At 39.6% G+C, this 12,258-nt stretch carries 9 protein-coding genes; 1 reads left to right on the forward strand and 8 read right to left on the reverse strand.

From position 1 onward, the window contains the following. Positions 1-8: 8 nt before the first annotated feature. Positions 9-356: a hypothetical protein gene (locus NSQ58_RS03135; RefSeq protein ID WP_341056874.1), complete on the forward strand. Its 348-nt coding sequence runs from the start codon at positions 9-11 to the stop codon at positions 354-356. 346 nt (positions 357-702) lie between these two features. Here the strand turns inward: NSQ58_RS03135 and NSQ58_RS03140 are convergent, their stop codons facing one another. The 8 genes from NSQ58_RS03140 to NSQ58_RS03175 are packed head-to-tail and all read right to left on the reverse strand — an operon-like array spanning position 703 to position 12,233. Then, positions 703-849, reverse strand: coding sequence for a hypothetical protein (locus NSQ58_RS03140; RefSeq protein ID WP_341056875.1), 147 nt, complete (start codon positions 847-849; stop codon positions 703-705). Positions 850-877: 28 nt separating this feature from the next. Continuing rightward, a complete protein-coding gene (locus NSQ58_RS03145) occupies positions 878-2,272 on the reverse strand; it encodes a hypothetical protein (protein ID WP_341056876.1) in 1,395 nt (464 codons plus the stop codon). 21 nt (positions 2,273-2,293) lie between these two features. Beyond that, positions 2,294-4,321, reverse strand: a complete 2,028-nt coding sequence (locus NSQ58_RS03150) for a DUF4163 domain-containing protein (protein WP_341056878.1) — start codon at positions 4,319-4,321, stop codon at positions 2,294-2,296. Positions 4,322-4,338: 17 nt separating this feature from the next. Beyond that, on the reverse strand, positions 4,339-5,490 hold the full coding sequence (locus NSQ58_RS03155; protein ID WP_341056880.1) for a hypothetical protein: 1,152 nt from the start codon (positions 5,488-5,490) through the stop codon (positions 4,339-4,341). Further along, positions 5,487-6,680, reverse strand: coding sequence for a hypothetical protein (locus tag NSQ58_RS03160; RefSeq protein ID WP_341056881.1), 1,194 nt, complete (start codon positions 6,678-6,680; stop codon positions 5,487-5,489). Before NSQ58_RS03160 ends, NSQ58_RS03155 begins: the two co-directional genes overlap by 4 nt. Positions 6,681-6,706: 26 nt before the next feature. Further along, a complete protein-coding gene (locus tag NSQ58_RS03165; protein WP_341056882.1) occupies positions 6,707-7,897 on the reverse strand; it encodes a hypothetical protein in 1,191 nt (396 codons plus the stop codon). A gap of 25 nt (positions 7,898-7,922) precedes the next feature. Next, the gene (locus tag NSQ58_RS03170; RefSeq protein WP_341056883.1) at positions 7,923-9,335 is read right to left on the reverse strand and encodes an NADase-type glycan-binding domain-containing protein; all 1,413 of its coding nucleotides are present in this window, start codon (positions 9,333-9,335) and stop codon (positions 7,923-7,925) included. Between the two features lie 15 nt (positions 9,336-9,350). Then, a complete protein-coding gene (locus NSQ58_RS03175) occupies positions 9,351-12,233 on the reverse strand; it encodes a contractile injection system protein, VgrG/Pvc8 family (protein ID WP_341056884.1) in 2,883 nt (960 codons plus the stop codon). Between the last annotated feature and the right edge of the window lie 25 nt (positions 12,234-12,258).

Genomic DNA, 12,258 nt, shown 5'->3' on the forward strand with positions numbered 1-12,258 from the left:
ATTGTAACTTGAATAGAAAAATCCCGCTGATTCTGGCGCTTATTTTAATTGTTATGTATTTAGGAGGTTGTTCCAGTTTGTCGGACAAAGATAAAAAAGAATTAGTAGACGTTGCCACCCCTATCGGCGTGGAGTTCATTAAAGAACACTATAATGCCGATTTCATATTAAAGGATTATGTTGTAGATGATCCTGCTGTCCACTCTAGAATATATCTGTATGGGTACATTAAAGGCTACGAAGACAGCAAAATTACCATCTACTATAATTATAAAACCAAAGAAGTAATCGACGTCTCTGGGCCGGATTGGTTTATCGACAGCGAAGTTCCCAAATTCAAGACCCCTTCTTCCTGAGAAGGACTATTATAAATATTAACGTCTAATTTTTCCCAGATTAAGAAGTAGTATCATTATAGTGCATCCTATTTACGAGGGATATAGCCGAGAGGAAAAATAAGTATAAAGTCATTGGAGACAGTATATCTGGTCATAGTATATAGTTTCTATAGAGTAGGTCTTTATAACTGTATGTTAGTGGAAGATTGCGCAGATAGACAATAATCTTTAATTGTGGTACTAAAGATTATGACAATGAGAAAAACGCATTTAATAGAGTTCACCTTTACGACTATGTAACATGACCAAAAGGATATAGCAATAAGGCTCCTAAGGAGCCTTATTTACTCGTTGCCTGACACATTTAACGCTCTTCACCTTTGGTGCTATGCTTAGTTACATGAATAAAAGGATATTCGCCTTTGCTTATTTTACGTTTCCATTCTTGAATCATATCTTCTTGGGTAGGCGGTTTCTCGTTTACGATTGCTCCTGTGGTTTCTTTAGCCATACTCTTTATCCTCTCACGGTGGATTTAGTTATTGCGTCTTTATCTTTTCTCCAGTCATTTTGATGTTACCATCCATTTCTACCAAACTCGTTTTACATTTTAGGCCGATGGCATCCTTCGCGGTGACCTGTATTGTGTTACCCGCATTGAACACCAGGTTCCCGTCAGCTTTTACACGGATATCCTTTTTGCTTCGCAGTTCAATTCCATGGTCATCCAGCAGTCGAATCACCACTTCATCGTCGTTCCCCGTAATTAAAATTTCATTTTTCTCAAATATAATGGCTTTGCGGTACTTGGTCATAAAGATTTTCGTCGACGGGTCCTTAATAAAGTCACCGCCTTTGGATCTCTTTCGGATCGAGTGAGTTACAATGGCGTCTTTTTCTTTAGAGGTCGGAAAGTAGATATCTACAAAGTCAAACAACTCTGGCATGCAGTACCATCCCGTATTCCCTTCCGATGTATAGAATGTAGCCGTTGGAAAAGCGAAGGTTTCCTTGACGTTAGGCTTGACCTTATCCATTTCATAAAAGAAAACCTTTACATGATCCTGCTCGATTCCAATGACCTTGGACTTCAATGATATGCCACGAATGCTCTCATTTAAAATCAAATCCTGTTTCATTCCATCCGATGTAGTCAGCACATATTCATGCCACAAGACACTATGCCGTATAAACGCAACAGACTGCAGGACATATAAGGTTTTTCCTTTGAATTTGACCTCTGCGCCAATATGCAGCAGAACATCTTTGGCCCCTGTCGTTTGTACTTTGTAATACAAAAGATTGTCGTCCTTGCTGGCCCCTGGCTTGGTTTTTCTGGTCATCGAGTAGTTATACTGTTTGAGCTCACCTTGATTGACACCATCCGGTAATCCAAAATAAAACTGAGGTTTGTCTCCAATCGGATCAGGTATTAGTCCCCAACCAAGCCGAGACGCTATACGTTTCAGAAACCACCAGTCCGTTTCGTCGAATTGCATCGTAAATTCCTGTAAAAGCTGATCTTTTAAGCGGCTCGTACAATTGGCTTTGGGATATGATTTAAGTACATGTTCAAGTAATGCCTGCACCTTCATCTTCACATTTTGAAAAGATTGTCTATGAAGCACTTCATCCAGCTGGCTTGTATAGGAGAGTGCTTCGACGACCAAATGGGCTACATTGGACACCAACTTGATTCTGAACTGCGTAACTAATCCCCTAAATAATACAATCTGCTTTTGATCATCATTCACATAAGAAACGACTAACTTAGCCCCTGCCTCCATATGATCTGTGTACTCTTCCATTTGGGCACCCGTTAACACACCTGTCAAAAAGACTTTCACATGCTCATTCATTTTCTGTACAACTTTAACTTTCGGATTTTTAAGAGATAAAACCGTTCCGTTATACTTTATGATTGGATATCCCATGTTACCGCTCCCTTTTGTCGGTTAATTTACGTTTATCCGTTGTTTGCTAACGTATTGAACGACATCTTTAATGGTTTGATTATGTCCCTGATCGTTAAGAGTCTCATCTAATTCAGGGAGCTTGATAAAGGTTTTATTTTTCTTCTGAAAATATATGTCCGCTATAGGGAATTCATCAATTCTACCAGGTCCATGAATCCCGTTATCGACATCAGCAATGAGGATAACATCCTTCAATCCATCCTTATTCACATCCTTGAAGGCCACTGCTTCTACTCCTCCGTAACGTGCAACCCACTCACGGTTCCCGTAGAAATCAGGGAATGGATATAGAATATGTCCTTGGTCATCCAATAGGAAGAAAAAGAATTTACGAAGACCTTCCGGATAACCATATGTGGATACAAACCGTACTTTCCCAAAGCCTTCAAGAGTAGTTTGAAAAGACTGTGACTCTTCGACTTCATATTGGTCAGTATCCAATTTCCTACCACCAACATCGGAAACAGACTGATCCACAACTGAACTTAACTCACTCCATAGTTCCTCATTCTGCCTGATATTCTCTGGAATTTGTGCAAAACGAATTTCATACTCCGCATGGTCCCCTACCACATGTGCCATAGGTACACTCATCCCCACCGAATCATTTGTGAGATAACTAAACGATTCCATTTCTACTTCCGCAAGCGAACCTTTGGTTACATCCGCGTTTGCTAACAGTTTAATCAAATCATCTTTTGTGAAATCACCGATTAACCCTTGTTGCTCTGGCTGAACAGCTGTAATCTTCCCGCTTTTTATAAGCTCAATAAAAGGTTTCTCGACCTTTACCAGATCCCTCAATCTTATTCTTGAAGCCTGCTTCATATCCAGATTCGTCGTATAAAACATATGACTAGGATAGGCTGCGTCCTTCACATAATGAATACCCGTATATTGAACACTCAAGAATCGTTCACTTTGTTGTTTGATCTCATAATCAATTTCAACATGGACTCCAGAATTGGAATCCGCATAGTCGTGTAATCCTTCTAAAGCTTCGGTCTTAAGAATTTGGTTTAAAGATTTTTGCTTTGCAATATCCTTGAGTTTTGTAATTTGAGGGTATTTAATCACGATCCCATTTTCTGAATATTTCTCTTGAATGAGTTCATAGCTTTGCTGTTCAATATGAGTATTTGAGTTGATGCTATCTTCAGAATTAATACGGACTTCTCCACTTTTATAGAACTCAATGATAATGTTCTGTTCAGAATCATCACTGTTTATGAAGAAGCCATCGCCGTGGTCTAAAACTCCGATACTCATGCTATCATGTTGTCGACTCTCTAAAATAATAGGCTCATTCATATCCTTGTTCAGTTCCCACGCATCCGGAAGCTTCATCTTACCTACATTTATGCTTTTCTCCGTCCACTTTTGTCCAGACAACTCCCACAAATCAACAAATACAGGGTCTGGGTGATATATGGAGACATGCCCCCCTAACCACAACTGTATTCCTTGGTCTGAATCTCGAACCACAAAGTCTGTAGTCAATTCTGGCCCGCCATCCTCAATTATCTGGGCGTGTACAAGTTGCCTCGAACTCCACCACTGAATAAATGTGTATTTATCTCCGATCGTACCTGTCACCGTTTTAGGTGCTCTATAATTCATAACCCTAACGTTTAGCTGCCCACTTTTTAACTGAAACGATTTTGTTAAGATAGTGAGATTGTTATCGAACTTTTCTACTAATTCTCCATCCTTCATCTCTACACTTTTTGGCTCGTTTAACAACAAATTAAATTCCTGTGTGAACTCCTTAAGCTTGTTTTGTCTGATATCAGAATCCATATTTTCATCGTTGATTATTCGAAGTTTTTGAACTAACGCCTCCAACTTTTTCGAATAGGAAATCGTTTTGGCTTCATTTTGGTGAGAAAGCGTATGATTTGTTGCTACTTTTGAAGAATCATTTCCCTTCGCACATCCATTCAGTACTACACAGGAAATTAGTAGTAACAAGACGCAACAAATTCGCCCATGCTTCAAGTAACTCATGCTAGATATCACGCTTTCTACAATTTATCGTTTAATTCTATGCTCATAATCTTCCACTTGCCTGACTGTTTTTCTAATGTAAATACAAGTCCTTGGTTTGATTCCTCTTCTTCTGAGTTACTCTTTACCAAAAATGCCCGCTGATCAGCCTTATTAGCAATCTCTTTTATATTCAGATCTAATCCCGTATAGTCCATAGCGGAAAAATCTATGATATCTTCAAAAAAATTATTTTTCGGGTTTTCTGACAAAGCTGTGAATTCCGCCATTTCAGGCAAGTGTATCAAGAAGCGATTCATAAGATAATGATCTTCCAAATAATTTTGAATAATATCTTTGGGAACCGTGGGGTATGCAAATTTTTCGTTTTCATTCTCATATAGTACTTTTGTTTTTTCTGGTCCGGTCCTGTTGAATTCTTGATAAGTCATTATCGTATGTTGCTGAGTATCCTGAAAGCGGTAGTAACTCACATCCTCAAAAACACCATCTTTATTAATGTCCTCTAGCTTCCTGCTCCCTTGCCCTGTTGCTTCTGGATAACTGTAATTCAGGTTATTAATTTGGTTATGGTACAAAGCAAATATAGAGAAGCCTTCTGCCTCATTCACTTCGCTAGTGGAATATACCACGATAAATTTTTGTTCTGTTTGATCCAACTTCATGATCTTCACATCTTTATTAAGATGCACAACCATAACTGGGTCCTTTAATTTATCAATGATGTGATAACCAGCATCCTCCCGGACTACAAATATGGCGTCAATTTTCTCTTTTTCTAATCCAAAAGCAAGCACGTAATCCGGCTTTCCATCATGGTCCAAATCTTCTTTTAATATTTTCTGAAGCTGCTCATTTGGGGGTTGGATTTTCTTTATAAACTGATCTAATGTGTTAGAATCTATGGCGTAATTTTCATTTCTTTTATTAATCGGATTCACAATATTGCTATTCCGATCTTGTTTTTGAGCAGCAGACCCTGGTTCAGTCACAGCTTTTTTCTCTATCATTTGAGTGCTAGGTTTGATGGGATCAACTGCTTGCTGCTTCTCATTCGTAGGTTGTTCAGAACATCCATTCAATAGCAGACTAAATAACAATATTAAAAATAGTATTTTATTTTGTTTTATAAAGTTGATTTCAAAAAACTCCCTTTTCACGTTGTTCATTGAACGTTTATACGTTGTTTGCTTACGTATTGAATGACATTTTGAAGTGTTCGGTTATGTCCAGTTTGATTGATACTCTTATCCAACTCAGGCAGGGTAGTGTACGTTTTGTCCTTTTTCTGAAAGTAAATCCCCGCGATAGGTAGAGTTTCTATTCCGTGTGCATTAACCCCGGTGATATAATCCGCAATTATGACAATATCCGTACGACCATCCTGATTTAAATCCTTAAAGCTTACTGCCTTGATCCTGTCAATCATCCTACCGTTGTTACCAAAAAATTCGGGGAATTCGTATAGTATCTTCTTTTCCACATATTTGTCACTGTTAACTTCCAAAAAAAACTTTGCGTGTATCAGATCATTTGTTTCCTCATCTTTTAATGTAGATACAAACCTTACTTTTCCCCAGCCATTGAGAGAAGTGATAAAAGATTGTCCTTCTTGAATAGTATATGGTTCCAGATTAGGGTCGGGCTGAGCATCTTCTTCTACATAATCTGCGCTACGTTGCTGTTTTATGGATTTCTCCATGTTGTAATCAATGGTAATATTATATACATTTTCCTTTTTAGTGTCCCACAGAATCCTCAAATGCAAGCCGTTTTTGGAGTAGAGCAGACTCCCATTTGTTACAATACTCGGTTTGCCGTAGAGCTGTAGTACTTTGCCAAGGGTATCACCGATCTTCAATCCTCTTTTTGTTTTAAACTTGGGACTTTCCAAGCTCACAGCTACTAGATAACTTTCACCATCCACCAATTCCTCACCTTCAAGCTCAATCTTAGATAACACTACAAATCTTATTTCTGGGTCCACGTAGTTAGGATAAGACAAGTTCCACCTTCTGTAAGCCCCGTTTCCACTAATAAATCCTCGATTGGAACTATCATATCCCTCACCATAACCCAACTTATGAATAAGTTCTTTAATGTCTGTTATTTTATCAATCTTGTGTGATCGATATGAAATTTCAAAGTCCTCTTCCTGAAGGAGCTTTGGATCGGTAGATACAACATTTTTGGCTTTATCTGTTCTTTTCTCTGGATAGTAGCCAGTGCTTTCTTGCTTAGCTTTAGCAGTAGCTGTTTTCTCATTGTTATAAGTATTGATGTCTGAAAGACTACATGCGGTTACTCCTAAAGCCAAAAAAATCAATATAATAAAATATCCGTAACTTGGCTTGTACAATTCTTTTCCTCTTTTCGAATTTCAGCTTATCGTTCGCCCGTTACCGTCCACTTTCTATTTTCATGACCATTACTATCTTGGGCATTTCGGAGTGCCTTGAAGGTAATAGCAGGAAGTTTTATACCTTCTGCGCTAGCAATATTTTGAGCTGTGCTTTTACTAATACTTGATAAATATAAGTCATAATTATCGGACTCTTTATTACTTAGTTTGTCATAAATGGATTTTACATCTTCACCCCATGTACCATGACCTGCATACGGCCCATAATCTACTCTTTTCGAATTCATTCTTACAATCGGAGTTATCCAATTGCAGTATTGATATATATCACCTTTACCTTTAATCCCCTCCAAATTGTTGTTTTTAGCTACAACTTGTCTAAATTCCTTACCATAGTAAATGTATCCCAACATTTTACCAAATATTAAATTATGTGCCTTCACCAAATCCTTTGCATAATTAGTCTCGACACCATGCTGACCATCGGCTGCTCGATTTGTACTGCTCGTATTAAAGCTCCCCGTTCCTTCCTGAATAATAATAGCTAACAAAAGACGTGGATCAATCTGAATATTATATGTTTCTTGTATGCTTTTTGTAGCTTCCCACAAACTGTGCAGCTTTTCCTGATTCCATTTTTGTTTAATAAATTTTTTCGAACGCTTTTTGAAATATTTCTCAGCTTCAGAATTACCGTTATACTGGAATTCAGCAGGTATCCATTTTCCAGCCGGAGTCTTTACGTTCGTTTTTGCAGGTTCATCTTTCGATTCATTGGTAACGGGTATTTCTGGTGATATCTTATCAGTAGTATCAATCAGACCCAGCTTCTCGCGAATGGCTCGTCCTGCCTTCTCAGCAGCTAACTTTTCTTTGATATTCCCGCTTGCCTCAGCAGCCATCCAACGAATTGTTTCTTTTTGCATTTGCTCTTGAGCCCATTTGGGGAACGTAGCCATTTCGCGTAGTTTGCTTCGCAGTCCCTCTGCCAGCTTTTGCGCTTTACGCATACCGACCTCGTCACCATTGGCTTGAGCGATGTACCAATCCTCTTTGTATTTACGCAGCCAAGACTGGGCCCAGTCGGGGTAATTCAGTTTCTGTTTCTTCTGCTCTGCTACCAAGTCAAAAGCCTTTGCTTTCCTGTGCGCATTAGCGGTTGCTAAAGCTTTCAACATAGGTGTTGTACCAAACGTTGGCTCTTTCCACTTCATATGTCTTCTCCTTTGTTAGAGATGCTTAGAAGAATCGTATCTCCGACATACATGTATCTTGGTACTTGCTTCCTTTCTCTACTGCCTCAACCGTTATTTTCACAAATGAAGTGTGAACGGCGCCATCAGGAAATTCATTATTTAAAAAATCATTATCTACCATCATGGTCTGTCCATTCGAGAATTCCAGTTTCATTCGTTTAACTCTATTATTTGCTTGGAAAGTATCAGATGACTTTGCCAAGCCATTGATGAGCTCAAACCCCTTCAGTTCTTGCATAGAACCAAAATCAATCTTGACCCACTCCCCAATCCCGTCTCCCTTGACTCCTTCACACCAAGCTGTACTCGCATCTCCATCCATAATGTTTCTAGCAGCATAGGAATTCCCAGCTTGATCTGGAAGTGCAGAAGAAGCAACGATTTTTTGTGCCGGGATGCTTTTTCTATATTTCATCAAGTCTGTTGTAGTCTGTATCCATTGCACAGGAGCCACAGAATACCCTATCCTCTGCATTACATCAAAGTATTTAACACTTTGGCCAGTGTTGATATGGTGTTGTTCTATCTCTTTTTGAGAGTTCAAATAGACCATTCGTTTGCCATCCATAGTTAAAGCAAGGCTTCCAGTCACATCTGCCAGTACTCTTTTATTTCCATTCTTCAAATCCAATAGATATGTTTTATTATTACTGGAAGAAGAATACAGCAGTAGATCATTATAAAGCCATTGTTCAATCCAAATCCTCTCTGTACCCATGCTGACTTGTTTAGTTTTTTTATTATTCATCAAATCATAAAAGACTAGGTCACTATTACTCTGAAGACATAGCTTCATACTATCAGAAGAAAATTTTGGATTTTTAAGATTAGCAAAGCCTGTTACACGATTGTACAAATCAGCGAGTTTTTTAGCAGACTTCTCCTTTATAATATATTGATATAAAACCCCATTTTCTGCGTAAACACATCTTTTTAGGTCAGGAGAAATCAAAAAATAATCAGTAGTTATTGGTATATTAAATTCGAATGTCTTCTGGAGTGTCGATAAATTAAAAATTTTAATCATTAAATAATTCGAATCGTGTGATTCTCTGCATAAGATAATATGGCTACCATTATGCGAAATACTATTTATATACAGCTCATCTTTTGGATAATCTCCTTTTTCACTCACATACAGCTTATCGATAATACTATCTGTGTTAATGATATCATCACCACTTAAATCGTCCATGTTTTCCAAATATTCTATAGGTTCGTTATCATTTTCACCCCGTAATAGTATCCAGTTTGTTGGCATTACATTTTTATTATCATTTGTTGTCTGAACTACTTCACTCTTATATGCCGTACTTTGTATTTGACTACTTTCTTCAGATTGATAACACGCGGATAAAATCAACAATGCAACAATGCATATTAATATTCCTTTCAATAGTCAAACTCCTCGTTATCTTTTTTTCGTTATACTTTTTTTCGTCCTATCTTTTCTGTCAATGATAGCAAGTCCGTAAATTTCTTCGTTGATGTATTTGTCTTCTAATGAGTGTTTTACCACTCCTACTGCAATAAGAAATTGAGTGAACTCATATTTATGAATCGTTATACAACCAGTTGAAGACTCGTGCTTAGGCTGAGAACTGTCCTTATTGAAACCCTTATGGATGTTGATACCAGTAGCTGTATGCTTTTTATTTTGCATAATTGACGGAACGCCCCCTCCGTTCCTAATGCGTAATGCTGGATATGTTCCACGGTGACGTCCACTTTTAAATTCATATACCCCCTCGTTTACCGTGGCAGCCTCATTTTCATAATCTGGAAGTGTACTCGCATTATTGCTTGTATATTTAATTTCGCCATCTATCACCACAATAGCCGTTGCCCCATATCGTCCTTCCTGATGATCGTCTTGTGCATAACTATACGAACCGTCTCCTTCAAAGAAAAACACAAGGGGTGCCTTACGGTTCGATGACAGTTTCTTTTGAACAATACTGTTATTCGTGTAATCGTTTATTCTATACAGAGCTCGAGCCTGATTACCTTTTATGCCCTTACTACTTATATAGCTTTCAATCTTTTTCACCGCTACCAATCCATCTTTATAATCCTTAGGATCTAATGGCTTTGGCTCCTCCTTCGTCGGTTTTTCAGGAGTAGTCGGCGGCTTCTTGCCCGGTTCCGTTTTCGTTGTTGTCGTCGTTGGAACAGTCGGCGTTGCGGCCTTGCTAGCCTTAGGCCATGGAAGAATGCCATTGGCTACTTGATGCAGGTACACTGCGAGCACATCACGACCATAGCCCTTATTGTCCAGGCCGTATTTTTTCGCAAAATCATGCAAAGCGGCGTTAAGCTCCTTATCCCAATCGCCTGTAGTTGGTAGCTTGTACGAGAAGCTGTCTGGATACTTCTTGGCAAGCTTGTTCAAATTATCTCTGGCAAGCAGGCTGTTCACGCCATACTTACTCCGCAAGGCGGCAGCTTCCTTGGCTAGAGCCTTTTGATCAGCAACGGTCAGCTTATGGGCCGCATCTGCGTATTGTCCGGACAGCTCCTCCAACCGATTCGCATCGAGATAGGAGTTGGCAGAATGCCCACGAATCAGCTCGTTGATCAGCACGTTGTCACGCAGTTGGTTCGCGAGAAGATGCATCTGCTTTTGCTTGGCTTTGTCGTTGGCTCCATGCGCTTCCCACCACTGGGACGTGTATTCATGCATTTGCGCTCTGGCCCAGGCAGGCATACGATCTATTTCTGCCACCTGCTGACGCAATTGCTTGGCCTTGGCCGCTGCTTCCTTGGCCCCCTTTTTGTCCCCGGCTGCCACGGCCTTGTAGTAGTCCGTTTTATATTGAAGCAGCAAGTCCTGTACCCATTGCGGATATCCCTTCCCTTTCAATTCTTGAACTAGGGATTTATAGGCTTTCAGCTCTGCATCAGGCACCTGATTTTTCATGAGCTTACTAGCCTTGATATGAAGCGTTCCATCGGTTCGGATATAGCTGGTTTTGCACGTCAGAGTTATTTCGCGAGTAGCGGTCATCTGTACCTTTTTGCCGTGCAGCACCAAGTCTGTATCAGCGTGAAAGGTAAGATCGTGATGACTATACACGTGAATACCGGAAGCAGGATTTAAGCGTACAAGTATCTTTTCTTTTTGGGTGGAAAGTGCCACTTCTTTGTCGTCGAATCTCGCCACTTTTTGAGTTTTGGTATGAAACAGCTTTCTTGACGGCTTGCTGATTTCATCTTCTTTGTAGTCTCTCTTACGCAGGGATTGAACTACACGAGCTTCCTTTTCTTTGTTAGATGGAAAATACAAATGAACATGGTCCCCTAGCTCGGGCATGCAATGCCAACCGATTCCATCACTGGTATACATGGTGGGGTAAGAAAACCAGCACCCCTCAACTTTGGACTGCACATAGTCCACGGACAAGTGCAGTTTAACGGATTCGTTTTCACCATCTAACTCTATGACTTTCCCTTCAATAGAGGTACCTTTGATTAACGGGTTATGTATAACCTCCCTCGGAATACCTGCTTCCGGAACGAGAACGTAGCCATATGTCATGATGCCTTGCTTCATCTCTGCATGAATCTGATTAATAACCCAATGCTTTCGTTGAAACACGACGACATCTCCAAGTTCAAAACGCTTCGTATCCTCCACTTCAGCATATGTATATTCTGGACCTGACTTTGTTTTTTGGAGGGAAAAGTTAATGCTACGCAGTTCACCTTTCACCTGTTCTTTTGAGGTACCTAACCATAATCTCGGGAATACGGATGTAATCTCGGCAATGAGTCCAGTTTGCTGATGAGAGGCCATTCTTTTTAGAAACTCCCAATCACTCTCCCCATACTGGATAGTAAAGCCGCCCAGCTTTTGATCGCTGTCCGTCAGGTCAATAAAATCCCCGTGTGGATAGGCATCTATAAGTTCGCGGAACAGTTGATAATACGTCAAGTTGCTATTTTGAAACGAACGATTTTTCCGTTGTTGATCCATCAGATATGTAAAAGAGGCAGCCTCTATGTACATGTGATATACGCCATTTTTGAATGCAATTCTAATATTGGTGACAATTCCTTTAAAGATGCTAACTGTCCCTCGCTCTTTATCCGTCTCATATACCTCTAGCACATCTTCATCGTAAGCTAATCCATCATACTTTGCATGATCCTCATCCGGTATGAGAGCAGTGATGTACACCTTGCCGTGCTCATTTATCTTCTGTGTCAATTCAAAATCAAGCAGCCTGATAATTTCATACGGTGCATTCACTCTAATATTTCCATAAGTCAGCATAGTTCCTGCCAGTCCCATCTTACTCCCCCCGTTTGCTTTTCAT

Source organism: Paenibacillus sp. FSL M7-0134 (assembly GCF_038007865.1).
GTDB classification, from domain to species: domain Bacteria; phylum Bacillota; class Bacilli; order Paenibacillales; family Paenibacillaceae; genus Paenibacillus; species Paenibacillus polymyxa_B.

Excerpts from the sequence above, each read along its gene's own strand:
- NSQ58_RS03140 (WP_341056875.1), bottom strand. The coding sequence starts at position 849 with ATGGCTAAAGAAACCACAGGAGCAATCGTAAACGAGAAACCGCCTACC.
- NSQ58_RS03145 (WP_341056876.1), bottom strand. The coding sequence starts at position 2,272 with ATGGGATATCCAATCATAAAGTATAACGGAACGGTTTTATCTCTTAAA.
- NSQ58_RS03150 (WP_341056878.1), bottom strand. The coding sequence starts at position 4,321 with ATGAGTTACTTGAAGCATGGGCGAATTTGTTGCGTCTTGTTACTACTA.
- NSQ58_RS03155 (WP_341056880.1), bottom strand. The coding sequence starts at position 5,490 with ATGAACAACGTGAAAAGGGAGTTTTTTGAAATCAACTTTATAAAACAA.
- NSQ58_RS03165 (WP_341056882.1), bottom strand. The coding sequence starts at position 7,897 with ATGAAGTGGAAAGAGCCAACGTTTGGTACAACACCTATGTTGAAAGCT.
- NSQ58_RS03175 (WP_341056884.1), bottom strand. The coding sequence starts at position 12,233 with ATGGGACTGGCAGGAACTATGCTGACTTATGGAAATATTAGAGTGAAT.